Annotated in this window: 15 protein-coding genes; 4 read left to right on the plus strand and 11 right to left on the minus strand. The window is 64.9% G+C overall.

Going from position 1 to position 16621, the window contains the following annotated elements:
- Nucleotides 1-5 precede the first annotated feature (5 nt).
- The 6 genes from XH83_RS16125 to gltX all read right to left on the minus strand — a co-directional run bounded on the left by XH83_RS16125 (nt 6) and on the right by gltX (nt 7430).
- Nucleotides 6-863, minus strand: coding sequence for a carbohydrate ABC transporter permease (locus tag XH83_RS16125; protein ID WP_194407906.1), 858 nt, complete (start codon nt 861-863; stop codon nt 6-8).
- Nucleotides 856-1761: a carbohydrate ABC transporter permease gene (locus tag XH83_RS16130; RefSeq protein ID WP_194408286.1), complete on the minus strand. Its 906-nt coding sequence runs from the start codon at nt 1759-1761 to the stop codon at nt 856-858. The genes XH83_RS16125 and XH83_RS16130 overlap by 8 nt, the downstream gene beginning before the upstream one ends.
- A 14-nt stretch (nt 1762-1775) precedes the next feature.
- Nucleotides 1776-3062: an ABC transporter substrate-binding protein gene (locus XH83_RS16135; protein ID WP_194407907.1), complete on the minus strand. Its 1287-nt coding sequence runs from the start codon at nt 3060-3062 to the stop codon at nt 1776-1778.
- 58 nt (nt 3063-3120) lie between these two features.
- The gene (locus XH83_RS16140; protein ID WP_194408287.1) at nt 3121-4299 is read right to left on the minus strand and encodes an ROK family transcriptional regulator; all 1179 of its coding nucleotides are present in this window, start codon (nt 4297-4299) and stop codon (nt 3121-3123) included.
- 251 nt (nt 4300-4550) lie between these two features.
- Nucleotides 4551-5855, minus strand: a complete 1305-nt coding sequence (gltA, locus tag XH83_RS16145; RefSeq protein WP_194407908.1) for a citrate synthase — start codon at nt 5853-5855, stop codon at nt 4551-4553.
- 147 nt (nt 5856-6002) lie between these two features.
- A complete protein-coding gene (gene gltX / locus XH83_RS16150; RefSeq protein ID WP_194407909.1) occupies nt 6003-7430 on the minus strand; it encodes a glutamate--tRNA ligase in 1428 nt (475 codons plus the stop codon).
- Between the two features lie 167 nt (nt 7431-7597).
- On the opposite strand from gltX, the gene XH83_RS16155 reads away from it, so the two are divergent.
- The 4 genes from XH83_RS16155 to XH83_RS16170 all read left to right on the plus strand — a co-directional run bounded on the left by XH83_RS16155 (nt 7598) and on the right by XH83_RS16170 (nt 12367).
- Entirely contained in the window at nt 7598-9274 is a 1677-nt protein-coding gene (locus XH83_RS16155) for a glutamine--tRNA ligase/YqeY domain fusion protein (protein WP_194407910.1), read from the plus strand.
- A gap of 10 nt (nt 9275-9284) precedes the next feature.
- The gene (locus XH83_RS16160) at nt 9285-9671 is read left to right on the plus strand and encodes a nuclear transport factor 2 family protein (RefSeq protein WP_194407911.1); all 387 of its coding nucleotides are present in this window, start codon (nt 9285-9287) and stop codon (nt 9669-9671) included.
- An 86-nt stretch (nt 9672-9757) separates the two neighbouring features.
- A complete protein-coding gene (locus XH83_RS16165) occupies nt 9758-9991 on the plus strand; it encodes a DUF2171 domain-containing protein (protein WP_194407912.1) in 234 nt (77 codons plus the stop codon).
- A gap of 96 nt (nt 9992-10087) precedes the next feature.
- Complete coding sequence (locus tag XH83_RS16170) at nt 10088-12367, plus strand: ComEC/Rec2 family competence protein (RefSeq protein WP_194407913.1); 2280 nt, start codon at nt 10088-10090, stop codon at nt 12365-12367.
- 7 nt (nt 12368-12374) lie between these two features.
- Here XH83_RS16170 and XH83_RS16175 read toward each other — a convergent pair whose 3' ends face one another.
- The 5 genes from XH83_RS16175 to XH83_RS16195 form a co-directional block, all read right to left on the minus strand.
- Nucleotides 12375-12809, minus strand: a complete 435-nt coding sequence (locus tag XH83_RS16175; protein ID WP_194407914.1) for a hypothetical protein — start codon at nt 12807-12809, stop codon at nt 12375-12377.
- Between the two features lie 507 nt (nt 12810-13316).
- Nucleotides 13317-14018, minus strand: coding sequence for a transcriptional repressor LexA (gene lexA, locus XH83_RS16180; RefSeq protein WP_194407915.1), 702 nt, complete (start codon nt 14016-14018; stop codon nt 13317-13319).
- A gap of 175 nt (nt 14019-14193) precedes the next feature.
- On the minus strand, nt 14194-15405 hold the full coding sequence (glp, locus tag XH83_RS16185) for a gephyrin-like molybdotransferase Glp (RefSeq protein ID WP_194407916.1): 1212 nt from the start codon (nt 15403-15405) through the stop codon (nt 14194-14196).
- A gap of 201 nt (nt 15406-15606) precedes the next feature.
- The gene (locus XH83_RS16190; RefSeq protein ID WP_194407917.1) at nt 15607-15813 is read right to left on the minus strand and encodes a hypothetical protein; all 207 of its coding nucleotides are present in this window, start codon (nt 15811-15813) and stop codon (nt 15607-15609) included.
- A gap of 170 nt (nt 15814-15983) precedes the next feature.
- Nucleotides 15984-16613, minus strand: a complete 630-nt coding sequence (locus XH83_RS16195; protein WP_194407918.1) for an HAD family phosphatase — start codon at nt 16611-16613, stop codon at nt 15984-15986.
- Nucleotides 16614-16621 lie beyond the last annotated feature (8 nt).

Here is a 16621-nt window from a genome sequence, read left to right on the forward strand (position 1 = left end):
CTCCATCATTTCACGGCCCCGGCAGTCAGGCCGCGGACGAAGTACTTGCCGCCGAGGAGGTAGATCAGCAGCGTCGGCAGCGCGGCGATAATCACCGCCGCGCTCTGCACGCCATGCTGCGGGATATCGGCGACCGCGGCGGAAAGCGCGATCAGAGCGGCCGTAACGGGCTGCTGCTGGCCGGTGGTGAACGTCACGCCATAGAGGAATTCGTTCCAGATATGGGTGAACTGCCAGATCACCGTGACGATCAGGATCGGCCCGGACAGCGGCAGGATGATGCGCCAGAAGATGCGGAAGAAGCCGGCGCCGTCGATCCGCGCGGCCCTGATCAATTCATGGGGAATGGCGACATAATAGTTGCGGCAGAACAGCGTGGTGAAGGAGAGCCCCTGGATGGTGTGGATCAGCACGAGGCCGGCCAGCGTGTTGATGAGACCGATGTCGCGCAGCACGATGGTCCAGGGCAACAGGCGCATCTGTTGGGGCAGGAAAAGGCCGAGGGTCACGATCCCGTAGATCCAGGTGTCGCCGCGAAAGCGCCAGAGCGATATGGCGTAACCGGCGATCGCGCCGAGCAGCGTCGAGAAGATTGTCGCAGGGATCGTGACCAGCGCGGAGTTCAGCATGTAGGGCCGGATGCCGGCGCAGGTCTCGGCGACGCAGAAGCCGCTCCAGGCCGCTGCGTAGTTGGCCCAGGCGAGGTGTTGCGGCCAGCCGATCATCGAGCCCTGCGCGATCTCCTCGTTGGTGCGGAGCGAGTTCAGGACGACGACGGCGAGCGGCGCGAGCCAGGCCACAGCGATCAGTGAAACGGCGAGATAGATCAAGATCCGGCTTGGGGTGAAGCTGCGCTCACGCATAGGCGGCCCGCCGTCGCTGGGCGTATCGCCACGCCGCATAGGGCAGCAGCACCGCCAGAAGAATGAGCAGCATCAGGACTGCTGCGGCAGCGCCCCGGCCGAGCAGGCTGCGCTGGAACATCAGGTCGTAGACGACGAGGGCGGGCAGCTGGGTCGCAATTCCCGGCCCGCCATTGGTGAGCGCGCGGACGAGGTCGAATGTCGAAATCGCGAACTGCAGCTGGATCACGACGACGGTGATGGTGATCGGCCAGAGCGAGGGTAGGATGATGCGCCGGTAGATGCGGACGGGTCCGGCGCCGTCGATCTGCGCGGCCTTGATGATGTCGGCGTCGACGGACCTGAGGCCGGCAAGGAAGAGCGCCATGGCAAAGCCGGAGGATTGCCAGATCGCCGCGATGACGATGGTCCAGATCGCCATGTCGCGGTCGATCAGCCAATCGAACCTGAAGGAAGTCCAGCCGAGATCATGGACCAGCTTCTGGATCCCGAGGCCGGGATTGAGCAGCCAGCTCCAGACCGTGCCGGTGACCACGAACGACACCGCGAGGGGATAGAGGAAGATTGATCGCAGCACGTTTTCGCCGCGAATGCGCTGATCGAGCAGGATTGCAAGAATGAGGCCGGTCGCCGCGCTCAACACCACGAAAGCACTGCCGAACAGCAGCAGATTGTCGAAGGCGATCTGCCAGTTTCGCGAGGCCGCGACCGCGGAATAGTTGCGCAAGCCGACCCAGCCCGTAACAGGGATCAGCGTGGACGGCGTGAACGAGATCCAGATCGTCCACAGCGAGAACGACACGAGATGCGCGGCGGAGAGCAGCAGCGGCACCCAGATCATCAGATATTCGGGCAGCCGGCGCACCCATTCGGGAAGCGCCGGCCGGGCCGGTCTCATCGCGGCGGCATTGCTCAACGCGCGCCCTCGACCGCCTCGGCGAGGCGGGTCGCCGCCTGCTCGGGCTTGATCGTCTTGTTCTTCACATACTCGGTGATGACGTCGATCATCGCAGCCGTCATGCCGTTTTCCTGCGCCATGTTGTGCGCCATGCTGAGGACGGCCTGGTTGCTGGCAATGGCGTCCTTCAGCGCCTTTGCGGTGGTGCGCTGACCGTCCGACCAGCCTTCGCCGGACAGATCGACATCGGTGCGCACGGGGATCGATCCCGTGATCTGCGAGTACATGGTCTGGATGGCGGGATCCATGACGAGCTGGGCCATCAGCGTCTGGCCGGCTTGCAGGTCAGCCTCCTTGCGCTGCCAGAAGATGAAGGCATCGGCATTGAGCAGGAACACCGGCTTGCCGTTGTCGCTGGGGCCCGGCGCAATCGTAAAATCCTCGAACTTGAAGCCGGCGTTGCGCAACACGCCCTGCGCCCAGCCGCCCATGATCATCATGCCCATGTCGCCGTCGACGAAGCGCTTCAAATTGGTCGAGAAGTGCTGGGCGCCGACATTGGGGTCCATCCAGTCGGCGATCTTGCGCACCTGCGCGAACGCAGCCTTGATCTCGGGACCCTCCAGGGCCTTCTTCTCGAGATTCATGATGGCCGCGCGGTAGGCGAGGGGACTGATGCCGGCGAGAGCGGCCTCGAATTTCTGCCCGTCGTCCGGCCGCGTTCCGCCGTTGGCGATGGGAAAGGCGACGCCGCCCGCCTTCATCTTTTCGGCGAGGTCGTTGAACTCCGCCCATGTGACCGGGATCTTATCGGCCTTGGCCTTGTCCATGGCGCGCTTGGACAGGAACAGCATGTTGGTGCTGTAGATCTGCAGCGGCAGTGCGATCCATTTGCCGCCGGGCTTGTGCAGTTTCGCAAGGTCCGGCGCCACGACCTTCTCGTAACCGGCGGCCGCGACGACGGCGTCGAGATCGACGGTCGGGGCGATCTTCGACCAGGCCGCAATCTCGGGACCCTTGAGTTGCGAGCAGGCCGGGGGATCGCCGGCCATGATCTGGGCGCGCAACTTGTTCATCATCTCGGTGGTGAAGCCTGGGACTGGCGAATGCTGCCAGACGCCGCCCTTCTCCTCGAATTTCTTGCCGAGCGCCGTGATGGCTGCGCCGTCGCTGCCCGCGGACCATTGCGAGATCGCGGTCAGGCGCGGCTTGACCGCGCCTTGCGCGCGGGCAAAGGCCGGAAACGCGAGCGTGGCAACGGATCCAGCGAGCAGACGACGCCTTGTTGTTGTGATCGGCATTTCAGTTCCTCCCGGTGTGAAGTCTCGGCGCGTGTGGGACGTGCAGGCTCAGGTCATCTCAGGCCGCCTCCGTCGATGCCGCCGGCATGCCGCCACGGCTGGCGAGACAAAAGCCGGCAAAGGCAAGCGCGGCCTGCGGATCGTTGCCGGTCGACGGCGGCACGAAGGCGAGGGACACCTGCGCCAATTTCCGTCCACCCAGCAGGCAGGCGTCGATCCCTTCGATCACGGCGTTGCGATCGTCCTCGGCGAGAAGCGACGGCCAGCCGCTGATGGCAACGCCGCCACATGGCTTCACGTTCAGCGTGTTGCCGATCGCAAGGCCGAGCCGGAACAGCCGCCGGCGCAGCTCCTGCCGCACGCGCGACGAGATCGAAATCGCGTTCACCCATTCGTTGCCGAGCTGGAGCAGCTCGGTCTCGGAAACACCGAGAAGCTCGGCGAGCGCCGGAATCGACGCATAGGCCTCGACGCAGCCGTGATGTCCGCAGCGGCAGCGCGGTCCCTCGGGCCCGAACACCATGTGGCCGAGCTCGATCGGTTGCAGGGCATCGGCCTTTGCCGGGTCGTCCATCCAGGCGCCGGCAACGCCATGGCTGACCAGCACGAACAGATGCGGGTCACCAAACGGATAGTTCTCGGTGCGGCAGCGGTGAAAGGTGGCGTGGGCGACCACCGAATTGGTGATTTCAAGCGCCACGTCCGCGAACATCTCGCCGAACATGTCGCTGAGGCGCCCGACGTCGCAGGGAATGATCGGATTGGCCGATATGCTGAGACGGCCAAGGCCGGGAATGGAGACGCCGATCTGGGAAAGCGTGATGCGGCGGCGTCGCGTCCAGTCGCGCAATAACGTCATGGCTTCGCGAAACGCCCGGCCGACGGCCTCGGCGGTCGGCATCTTCGGCAGCTTCACACGCTCGGTGTAATGGAGTTCACCGGACAGGCCACCGACACCGACGCTGAGATGCTGCGTGGTCAGCTCGAAGGCCGCCAGCGCCACCGATCCATCGAGCGACACGAGGCCCGTCGGGCCGCCGACATAGGGGGCAGGGCGCCGCACCTCCTCGATCAGGCCTTCGGCCTTCAGGTCGAACAGGATGCGCGACAGGCTCGCTTCCGACAGCCGCACGGCCTTGGCCAGAGGCGGACGAAACGAGCCGCCCGACTGAAGCAGATGGGTCAAAATGGCAGCGCGCGTCTGCCGCCGACTTCGCGGCTGCTCCGGCATGTCCATCCCTGTCGTCATTCTTACTTAGTGTAAGAATGCGCGCGGAGCGTTTCGGCTGTCAAGCGTCCGGCGGCGCGATGTGACGACTTGTTGTTGTGCGTGGCAGCACGCCGGGGCGATTGGTCTCGTGGGTTTACGCTCTGCGGATGCGCAAAGCGCATCGGCAGGGCGCGACCCACCCTACGGCATCTGCGCCAAACGAAAACGGCGCCATCCTGCGATGGCGCCGCTTCTTCAAAAGCCCTGAGGCCCGATCTTTACTTGCGATCCTTGATCGCGACGTAGTCGCGCTTGGTGACGCCGGTGTAGAGCTGGCGGGGACGACCGATCTTCTGCTGCGGATCCTCGATCATCTCGCTCCACTGGCTGATCCAGCCGACGGTGCGGGCGACCGCGAACAGCACGGTGAACATCGAGACCGGGAAGCCCATCGCCTTCAGCGTGATGCCCGAATAGAAGTCGACGTTCGGGTAGAGCTTGCGGTCGATGAAGTACTGGTCGCTGAGCGCGATCTTCTCGAGCTCGAGCGCCACCTTCAGCATCGGATCGTCGCCATGGCCGGTCTCCTTGAGCACGGCGTGACACATCTTCTGCATGATCTTGGCGCGCGGATCGTAGTTCTTGTAGACGCGGTGACCGAAGCCCATCAGGCGGACTTCGGAGTTCTTGTCCTTCACCTTGGCGATGAATTCGGGAATCTTGTCCACGGTGCCGATCTCGGCGAGCATCGCGAGCGCGGCTTCGTTGGCGCCACCATGCGCCGGACCCCACAGGCAGGCGATGCCGGCGGCGATGCAGGCGAACGGGTTGGCGCCGGACGAGCCGGCGATGCGCACCGTCGAGGTCGAGGCGTTCTGCTCGTGGTCGGCGTGTAGGATGAAGATCTTGTCCAGCGCGTCAGCGAGCACCGGGTTGATCTTGTAGTCCTCGCACGGCACGGCGAAGCACATGTTGAGGAAGTTCTCGGCGAAGGTCAGCGAGTTCTTCGGATACACGAAGGGCTGGCCGACCGTGTACTTGTAGGCCATCGCCGCCAGCGTCGGGATCTTCGCGATCATACGCATGGAAGCGATCATGCGCTGCTTCGGATCGTTGATGTCGGTGGAGTCGTGATAGAACGCGGCGAGCGCGCCGACGGAAGCCACCATCACGGCCATCGGATGGGCGTCGCGGCGGAAGCCCTGGAAGAAGCGGGCCATCTGCTCGTGAACCATCGTGTGACGGGTCACGCGGTCGTCGAAATCCTTCTTCTGCGCGGCAGTCGGCAGGTTCCCGTACAGCAGGAGATAGCAGGTCTCGAGGAAGTCACCGTTCTCGGCGAGCTGTTCGATGGGGTAGCCGCGGTATTCCAGGACGCCCGCGTCGCCGTCGATATAGGTGATCTTGGACTGGCAGCTTGCGGTCGAGGTGAAGCCGGGATCGTAGGTGAACAGGCCCGACTGGCCGTACAGCTTGCCGATATCGATGACATCAGGCCCGACGCTGCCGCTGTGGATCGGGAGATCGTAGTTCTTGTTTCCGACCGTCAGCGTAGCGGTCTTTGGGCTTGGTTTTGCGTCCATCAGAGGTCCCCGATGTATGGTGAAACGGGCCGGAGCCGGAGCCCCCTAAGACGATCATGGGGGGCACGCCGGATGTTCCAGAAGGTACGGGGGAGATGGGTATATTATTGCTATGTGCGCTGCAAGATCGCCGCACGCATGGTCGACTTACGTCGTAGACTGGTCCTTAAGCCGGGCGAGGCTTTCCTGCCGTCCCAGGACGTCCAAAACCTCAAATATACCAGGCGACGTCGTCCGTCCGGTCAGCGCCGCCCGCAAGGGCTGGGCGACCGCGCCGAGCTTGAGACTATTTTCCTCGGCAAACGCGCGCAACGCGGCTTCGGTGCTGGCGCCGCTCCACGTCTCGACTTTCTCCAGCGCGGAATGAAGCTGGCCGATCAGCTTGCGGTTCTCCGGCGTCAGCAGCGCCTGCGCCTTGGGATCGAGCTCCAGCGGCCGGTCGGCGAAGATGAAATAGGCGCCGTCGATCAGCTCGATCAGCGTCTTGGCGCGCTCCTTCAGGGCCGGCATGGCCTTCACGAGCTGCGCGCGCGTGGTGTCGTTTAACTTGGCCTTAAGCTCGTTGCGGCTGGGTACGAGATGGTCGAGCACGTCCTCGAACATCTTCACGAGCGATTGATCGTCGGCGTGGCGGATGTAGTGGCCGTTGAGGTTTTCCAGCTTGGCGAAATCGAAGCGCGCGGCGGCGCGGCCGACGCTGCCGAGATCGAAAGCGGCGATCATCTCCTCGGTCGAGAAGATCTCCTGGTCGCCATGGCTCCAGCCGAGCCGGACGAGGTAATTGCGCAGCGCCGCCGGGAGGTATCCCATGGCGCGGTAGGCATCGACCCCCAGCGCGCCGTGGCGCTTCGAGAGTTTTGAGCCGTCCGGACCATGGATCAGGGGAATATGGGACATGTTCGGCAGCGTCCAGCCCATCGCATCGTAGATCTGCTTCTGGCGGGCGGCGTTGATCAGATGGTCGTCGCCGCGGATCACATGGGTGACGCCCATGTCGTGGTCGTCGACCACCACCGCGAGCATGTAGGTCGGGTTGCCATCGCCGCGCAGCAGGACGAGGTCGTCGAGGTTCTCGTTCTGCCAGACCACGCGGCCCTGAACCTGATCCTCGATCACGGTCTCGCCGGTCTGCGGCGCGCGCAGGCGGATGGTCGGCTTCACGTCGCTCGGGGCGGTCGCGGGATCGCGGTCGCGCCACATGCCGTCGTAGAGGCGGGTGCGCCCCTCGGCGCGCGCCTTCTCGCGCATGGCGGCGAGCTCCTCCGCGGTGGCGTAACAGCGATAGGCCTTGCCGTCGGCGAGCAGCTGCTCGGCGACCTCGCGGTGACGCGCGGCGCGGCTGAACTGGTAGATGACGTCGCCATCCCAGCCGAGCTCTAGCCATTTGAGACCGTCGAGGATGGCGCCGATCGCAGCCTCGGTGGAGCGCTCCCGGTCAGTGTCCTCGATCCGCAGCAGCATCTTGCCGCCGTGCTTCTTTGCATAGAGCCAATTGAACAGCGCCGTGCGGGCGCCGCCGATATGGAGGAAGCCGGTCGGCGAGGGGGCGAAGCGGGTGACGACGGAATCGGTCATTCTTGGCAGGGCCTATGCATTGGAGGCGGTGGTATATAGCAGGACCGGGACATAACTAAAGCCCGTCGGCGGACCTGCCGGGCCTTGCTTGCGGCTGTGCTTAAGCTCTTGGCTCAGCCTCCCGAATTTGGCAGAAGGACCGCTGATTTCCCGACAGGATTATCGTAATGACAGAACCGGTGGCAGCTGAGGTTGGGCGCGATTTCATTCGTGACATCATTCAGGCCGACCTCGATCAGGGTAAGTACAGCGAGATCGTGACCCGGTTCCCGCCGGAGCCGAACGGCTACCTGCATATCGGTCACGCCAAGTCGATCGCACTCAACTTCGGCATCGCCCAGGAGTTTCCGGGCCGCTGCCATCTGCGTTTCGACGACACCAATCCGGTCAAGGAAGAGCAGGAATATATCGATTCCATCCAGGCCGACGTGCGCTGGCTCGGGTTCGACTGGGGCAAGAACCTGTTCTTCGCCTCGGACTATTTCGACCGCCTTTACGAATGGGCCGAGCAGCTGATCCGCGACGGGCTCGCCTATGTCGACGACCAGACCCAGGAGGAGATCCGCGTCTCTCGCGGCACTCTGACCGAGCCAGGCAAGAACTCGCCGTTCCGCGACCGCAGCGTGGACGAGAATCTCGACCTGTTCCGCCGCATGAAGGCGGGCGAATTCCCTAACGGCGCGCGCGTGCTGCGGGCCAAGATCGACATGGCCGCGGGCAACATCAATCTGCGCGATCCCGTGCTGTACCGAATCCTGCACGCGCACCATCCGCGCACCGGCACCAAGTGGCACATCTATCCGAGCTACGATTACGCCCACGGCCAGTCGGATGCGATCGAAGGCATCACGCACTCGATATGCACGCTGGAGTTCGAGGACCACCGGCCGCTCTACGACTGGTTCATCGAGAAGCTGCCGGTGCCGTCCAAGCCGCACCAGTACGAGTTTGCCCGGCTGAACCTGACCTACACGCTGCTGTCCAAGCGCGTCCTGACCCAGCTCGTCCGCGACGGCCATGTCGCGGGCTGGGACGATCCGCGCATGCCGACCATGGCGGGCATGCGCCGCCGCGGCGTGCCGCCGGCCGCGCTGCGCGAATTCGTCAAGCGCATCGGCGTTGCCAAGGCCAACAGCGTCGTCGATGTCGGCATGCTGGAATTCTGCATCCGCGAGGAGCTGAACCGCACGTCGCAGCGGCGCATGGGCGTGCTGCGGCCACTGAAAGTGGTGATCGAGAACTATCCGGAAGGGCAGACCGAGGAGCTCGAGGCGATCAATCACCCCGATGATCCCAGCGCCGGCACGCGGAAAATCACGTTCGGCCGCGAGCTCTATATCGAGCAGGACGACTTCATGGAGAACCCGCCCAAGAAGTTCTTCCGCCTGTCCCCGGGCAGCGAGGTGCGGCTGCGCTACGCCTATTTCGTCAAGTGCACCGGCCTGATCAAGAACGACAAGGGCGAGGTGGTGGAGCTGCGCTGCACCTACGACCCCGCGACCAAGGGCGGCAACGCGCCCGACGGCCGCAAGGTCAAGGCGACGATGCACTGGCTGCCCGCGGCAACGTCGGTGCCGGCTGAGATCCGCATCTACAACCAGCTGTTCGCCAATCCGAGCCCGGACGCTTCGAACTTCGCGGCCGATCTCAATCCGAACTCGCTGGAGATCCTGCCCGACGCGCGGATCGAGGCATCGGTGGCAGAGAGCAATGCGACCGAGCCGATGCAGTTCGAGCGCCAGGGCTATTTCGTGCGCGACAAGGACTCGACGCCCGGCAAGCCGGTGTTTTCGCGCACCATCGGTCTGCGCGATACGTTCGCGAAGGAAGTCGCGAAAGGATGAGGATTGAGGCATGAGCAGTGAAGCCGACGCCATCGTTTCCGCCATCATCGCGAAATGGTGCGCCGGCTTCGCCAGCCTCGATGCGGCCGCGCTCTCGTCGCTGTATTCGAGGAACGCGTTCTTCTTCGGCTCCAACCCGAAACTGTATCGGGGCAGGGCCGGCGTCGCCGACTATTTCAACGGCCTGCCGCGCTGGCGGAGGCCAAGCGCCGTGTTCTCCGATGTGAACGCAGCGCAAGCCGGCCCCGATCTGATCAACATGGCCGCGACAATCTCGTTCGACCTCGCCGGCGAGCGGGATGATCTCGTCGTCAAGATGAGCTGGGTCATCATCCGCGAGGACGGCGACTGGAAGATCGTCAATCACCACGCCTCGTCGCAGGCGCCGTTGATCTGACGGCCATCGTACACGGCATCGTCATTCCCGAGAGCCAGAACGAACGTCGTTTCTGTGCGTTGGGTGGGTTCAACAAGGAACTCACCATGCAGAACATCGCAGAGCATATGGAAGTCATCGGCGCCGACGGCGTTCATATCGGCACGGTCGACAAGGTCGAAGGCAACCGCATCAAGCTGACCAAGAAGGACAGCGGTGAGGGCAGCCACAAGGGCCATCATCATTTCATCGACAAGGGCCTCGTTGCCGATGTCGAAGGCAACAAGGTGCGGCTGTCGGCCAAGGCATCGGTGGCCGTGACCATGGAAGAGGAAAAGTAGGGCACCTCCGCGCCCGTTCCTGATTTGTACCGCTATTCGCCCGGCCGCACGTTCCGGTAGCCTCGGCGCCCATCGCGTCGCGTAGGATGCAGGGACATGGCGGAGCCGGGCCGGCCAATACGGTCCCAAGGTGTTGCCGGGACGTGGCCGGTCGGCCGCGCTTCGCCCGCTGGCGGCATTGTTCCGGCGGGCTTCGGCATCTGGCCGGCGATCGTCGAAACAATCCGCGGATGGGCTCGGGCCGAGGCCGGCCCCGGGCGCCTGCTGCCGTGGGTGCCGGTCGCCTTCGGCGGCGGCATCGCGCTCTATTTTGCCGCCGATCATGAGCCGGTGCTGTGGATTGTCGCCGCGACGGCGATCGCGCTGCTGCTCGGCGCGGCCCTGTTGCGGCGGAGCCGGCTGTTCGCGCCGGCGATCATGATCGCAGCGGTCGCGGCGGGCTTTGCCGTGGCGACCTGGAAGACCGCGCGCATTGCCCACACCGTACTCGCAAAACCACTCTATTCGGCGTCGCTGTCGGGCTTCGTCGAGACGCGCGACATCCGCGAGCGCACCGATCGCTTCGTGCTGCGTGTCACCGCGATGGAGGCGCAGCGCAGCGACGTCAAGCTCGACCGCGTCCGCCTCTCCGTGCGCAAGGGCACCGCGCCCGAGGTCGGCAGCTTCGTTCAATTGAAGGCGCGGCTGATGCCGCCGCTCACGCCGGTCCGCCCCGGCAGCTACGACTTTTCACGCGACATGTTCTTCCAGGGCATCGGCGCCTCCGGCTTCGTGATGGGCGCAATTACGGCTGCAATCCCGCCTGATGCCGGCGGCCTGCGGCTGCGCTATGCCGCCTTCATGCAGGGCCTGCGCGATGCGATCGACGCCCGCATCCGCGCAACGCTCGAGGGCGACAACCGCGCGATCGCAACTGCACTACTCACCGGGCGGCGCGATGCGATTTCCGCCCCTGTCAACGATGCGATGTTCATCTCCGGGCTTGGACACGTTCTCTCGATCTCCGGCTATCACATGGCGGTGGTCGCCGGCGTCGTCTTCTTCGCGGTGCGCGCGCTGCTGGCGTTGATCCCGGGCCTGACGGCCGGCTTCGCCATCAAGAAATGGTCGGCGGCTGCAGCATTCGTCGCGGCTGCGTTCTATCTGCTGCTCTCGGGCGCCGAGGTCGCAACCCAACGGTCGTTCTTCATGACGGCGGTGGTGCTGATCGCGGTGATGGTCGATCGCCGCGCCATCACCTTCCGCACGCTGGCGGTGGCGGCGCTGATCGTGCTTGCTGTCGCGCCGGAGGCGCTGGTGCATCCGAGCTTCCAGATGTCGTTTGCGGCAACGCTCGGGCTGGTGGCGCTGGTGCAGATCGGCATGCCGAACCTGCTGGCCTCACCCGATCATTCGGCCACCGCGCGCGTCGCGCTGTGGGGCGGGCGCGAGATCGCGATGCTGTTCCTGGCCTCGCTGATCGCGGGGCTTGCGACCACGCCCTATGCCGCCTTCCACTTCCATCGCGTCACGCCCTATGGCGTGCTCGCCAATCTCGGTGCGATGCCGGTGGTCTCGGCGCTGGTGATGCCGGCGGGGCTGCTGGGATTGCTGGCCGCGCCCTTCGGGCTCGATGGCGTCTTCTGGTGGCTGATGGGCCTCGGCATCGACTGGATGGTCGCGGTCTCGCGCTGGGTGGCGGCCTTGCCGGGCGCGGTCGGCCGCATCCCGGCGTTCGGGATCGCGCCGCTGATCGCCGCGAGCCTCGGCATCATCGTGATGGGCCTGTTGCGCACGCCCTTGCGCTGGTGCGGTGCCGTGGTGCTGCTGGCGTCCATCGCGTGGGGCCTGTCGGTGCGGCAGCCCGATATCCTGATCGCCGGGGACGGCGCGAGCGTCGCGGTGCGGGGCGGGGACGGGCGCCTGCACCTGATCAGGACGGGCAAGGACAATTTCATGCTGAAGGAGTGGCTGGCGGCCGACGCCGATCCGCGCGATGCCGGCAGCAGCGCGCTGGCCGAGGGGGTGTCGTGCGACGAGGCCGGCTGCGTCACGCCGCTTGCCGACGGGCGCCTGGTTGCGTTGGCCTCGCGCATCGATGCGCTCGCGGACGATTGCAGCCGTGCCGCACTGGTCGTGACGTCACGGCCCGCACCGCCCGATTGCGCGGCGATGGTGGTGGATCGGCAGCGGCTCGTTCGCCAGGGCGCGCTGGCGTTGACACGGCGTGGCGACGGATTTGCAGTTCAGGCGGTGAGGGCGAGGGGCACGAACCGTCCCTGGTCGCCGGCGGCCGCCGGCGAGGGAGATTTCGAAGGAGCCCTCATGCCGAGGGCGGCGGCTCCGCGCGCCAAGGATGCGACCCCGTCGGAGGCCGATCTTCAGGCGGAGGACTGAGCCTCGGTCAGCCCAGCGGCAGCGGTGTGACGGGCGAACGGCTATCGGCGATGATCTCAGGCTTGTGCTCGCGCTCGCCGACCGGTTGGGTCACGGGCAATTGCAGCACGGTTGCGCGCTGGCCTTCGACGAGCTGAGTCACCAGCACGTATTTGCCATCAGGGAATTCGATCGCATCGTGATGGCGATCGGGAATGTGCGGATCGATCTTGCCGAACTTGCCGACGCGGGAGTTGACGGTGCGCGTCCAGATCCAGCGGTTGTCGTAACGGACGTTGTCTGCGAAGGCGAGCTCCGTTCCCGGCAGCAGGCAGATCGCAACGGAGAGGTCGGCTTCGGAGGCGAAGCCGCGCGTCGAGGTGCCGCGGAAGGTTGTCGTGACGATGGTCTCGCCGACTTCTGCGGGGCGCGTCGCGACGGCATGCAGGCTATAGTCACACATCGGGTGCTCCTCATGTGAAGATAGCGACCCGCGCCTCTCGGAGGCACAGGCCTCTGTCAGAGTTTAAACACCAACGTTGTGCTTGGTTGTAGGCAAATCTGCGGCTGGGATCCGCACCCCGCGATCACTTTAACTTTCCCGAATTCGCCAGGAACAAAGCTGGCTGCGGTGCATTACGCCGGCGCCTGTCACGACACTTCGCATTGCCGGCGCGATCGCGGCGCTGCGCAATTGGGTGTTGCGGACATGGCAATGCGATGGCGCGGCAACGGCCCCGTGCCCCGACCGCTGCCCAAACGATCTGGTCTTCCGAACGCGAAACGCCGTGACGCGATGTTGCTGCGGTCCGCCGAAGATGGCCGTGGAGGAGGGGCCGGATAATCTGTGCAGAACCAGAATGATCATCCAGCCGGAGCGGACATTCATCCGCTCCAATCTCAGATCGGCGACGCCGACCGAAGGCGCACGCAGGCGCCAAAACTACTTTCGGACTGAGTCCTTCCGGACTCAGTACTTCCGGTAAAGCCCAATCAGCTTGCCCTGAATCTTCACCCGGTTCGGCGGCAGGATACGCACCTCATAGGCGGCATTGGCAGGCTCGAGCGCGATCGACGCGCCGCGGCGGCGGAAGCGCTTGAGCGTAGCCTCCTCGTCGTCGATCAGCGCCACCACGATGTCGCCGGTGTCGGCGCTCTCGTTGCGCTGGATCAGCGCCATGTCGCCGTCCAGGATACCGGCCTCGACCATGGAATCACCGCGCACCTCGAGAGCGTAATGCTCGCCCGAGCCGAGCATGTCGGGCGGCACGCTGATGGTGTGGCTACGGGTCTGCAATGCCTCGATCGGCGTGCCGGCCGCGATCCGGCCCATCACGGGCACCGCAACGGGCCGCTCGCCCTCGTCCACGGGCGGGCTGGAGCTCGCGCGGATCTTGCCGAGATTGCCCTCGATGACGCTTGGCGTGAAGCCGCGCCGGGCGCCGGCGGCAGCCTGGAGCTCCGGCAGCTTGATCACTTCGATGGCGCGGGCGCGGTTGGGCAGCCGGCGAATGAAGCCGCGCTCCTCGAGCGCGGTGATCAGGCGGTGGATGCCCGACTTCGAGCGCAGGTCGAGCGCATCCTTCATCTCGTCGAAGGAGGGCGGCACGCCGCTTTCCTTCAAACGCTCGCTGATGAACCGCAGAAGCTCGTATTGTTTGCGCGTTAACATCTCGACCAAAGTCCCCCGGTTGATGTCGTTCGATTCCGAGACGATGAGTTCAGCGATAAGCCGCTACATCCTCGAAACAAATCATGAACGGACACTATATGTTCGATACATGTTCCGCAACTGCTTAATTTACCGTGAACGAAGCGCGGTTCGCGGAATGCGTGTGGCCGTGCACTCAGACGGGGAGCCGCAGCACCTCGCAGGGGCTGCCGGCCTCGGCCTTCGGTGCGAACGGTGGGCGCACGAGAAGTACCTGTGCCGCAGCAAGATTCGCAAGCAGAGAGGAATCCTGATGGCTGACGGGAAGCGCGACCGGCGTGCCGTCGTCGCGCAGCTCGAGGGTCGCGCGCAAGTAATCCTCGCGCTGGTCGTTGGCACCGAGATCGCAGGCGAGCACGGCGCGTTCGCGACGATGATGAATCACCGAGCGGCCCGACAAGGCGCGAATCAGCGGCACCATGAACAGGAAGGCGCACACATAGGACGACACGGGATTGCCGGGCAGGCCGATCACGCGCATGGCGCCCAGCCGGCCATGCATCATCGGCTTGCCCGGCCGCATGGCGATCTTCCAGAACGCCATCGCGATGCCTTCGTCCCTGAGTGCCTGCTGGACCAGGTCGTGGTCGCCGACCGACGCGCCGCCGGTCGTGATCAGGATATCGGCACCGCTCTCGCGGGCGCGGCGGATGCCTGATGTGGTGGCCTCCAGCGTGTCGGCGGCGACGCCGAGGTCGACGGTCTCGGCGCCCTCGCTGCGGGCGAGCGCGTGCAGGGCGTAGCCGTTGGAGTAGACGATCTGGCCGTGCCCGGGCGCTGAGCCCGGCATCACCAGTTCGTCACCGGTGGCGAGGATCGCGACCTTGGGACGGCGGCAGACGGCGAGCTGCGGGTAATTCATTCCGGCAGCGAGCGCGAGGTCACGCTCGGTCAGACGCGTGCCCTTGCGGAGGAGGACGTCACCCTCACGGAAGTCGACGCCGGCCGGGCGGATGTGCCGTCCGGTGATCGCGGCTTCCTTGATCGTGACGCTGTTGCCGTCCGCGACGGTGTCCTCCTGGATCACGACCGCGTCCGCACCGTCGGGAACGACGCCCCCGGTGAAGATCCGCACGGCTTCGCCGGTGCCGACCGCTCTCGCGAAAGGACGGCCGGCGGCGACCTCGCCAATCACCGTCAGCCGGGAATCGATCGCTGCCGCGTCGGCCGCGCGCACCGCATAGCCGTCCATCGCCGACATGGCTTGCGGCGGCTGCGTGCGCCGCGCCGCGACATCAAGTGCCAGCACGCGGTGATAGGCCTCGTCGAGGGCAACCATCTGTTCAGGCAGCGGCTCTGCACCTGCCAGCACCGCGGCAAGGGCGTCGGAAACCGGCATCAGGGCCACGGGCAAAACTCCTGCTCGCACATCGTTCAATGGGGCGGCGAGAGTTCTAGCCGACCGCAGGCGCGAGGCAAAGCAGCGCGCGGGATGATCTATCCTGCGTGATCTCCGTGGTGGAGGAGTGCAAGTTCGTCAGGGCATGATCAGGAAGCCGAGACAGCGCGCCTTGAAGGACGAGAATCACGAGCGCCAACACCGATACGGTCACCGTGCCGCCGGATCGTCCGGACTGATCTCAAATGCGACGTCGGGCGCTTTGGGCCCTTGATCCTTGTCGGGGAGCGGATCGGCCTGCGATTTCAGGTCGGCGGCCTTGCTGATCAGCTTGGCGGAAAGGTCAGAATCCGAGGTGTTTCTTGCGAATTCAAGCAGGAGAGAGGCTTGCTTGGTGAGATAGGTTTTGCCCAGCACGTCGATCAGTCCGATGTAGAAGTCCCAACGGACTCAAGAGTCCGAAGGGCGGTATTCCGTTCCCGGAACTCTGTATAAAAATGCACAAAGTGATCAGGTTCCAAAATTCCAGCAGATTTAGTTCCGGAAGATGTCGCTGCCGGGAGGCCGGGTGGCACTCGCGGCTGGCGTCAGATGCCCAATGCTTTCAAGGCCTTCCCGACGTCGCGCGGCGAGGTCACATGCACGGCCGTCAGGCCGCGGGCTCGCGCGCCTTCGATGTTCTCAGCGAGGTCGTCGAAGAACACGATGCGCTCGGCGGGAACGCCGATCGCGGCGACGACATGGTCGAAAGCCTCCGCATCCGGTTTGCGCAGGCCGATGCTCGATGACAGGTACAGCTCGCGGAAATGGCCGAGCAGATCGGCATATTCCTTCGAGAAATAATCGACATGCGGCCGGTTGGTGTTGGAGAAGGCGTAGAGCGGCATCTGTTTCGCCGCCCGCGGCAACAACTCGGCGATATCAGGCATCTCGCCGGCGAAGATCGCGTTCCAGCCCTCCAGGAACTGGGCATCCGAAATGCCGATCCCCAGCGAAGCGCGTAGCGAGGCGAAATAATCCTCGTCGCTGATCTTGCCCATCTCGTGCAGCCGGTAGGCCTCGTCGCGCACATAGCGCGCGACGATGCTTTCGGGCTGGCAGCCGGCATGTCCCGCCCAGCAAGCGATCGCCTTGGAAAAGTCGATGTCGAGCACCACGCGCCCGAGATCGAACAGAAGCGCATCCGCGCTGCCGGGAGAGAGCGATGTCACCTGCAATCCTCTTA

The organism is Bradyrhizobium sp. CCBAU 53351 (assembly GCF_015291745.1).
GTDB lineage: Bacteria > Pseudomonadota > Alphaproteobacteria > Rhizobiales > Xanthobacteraceae > Bradyrhizobium.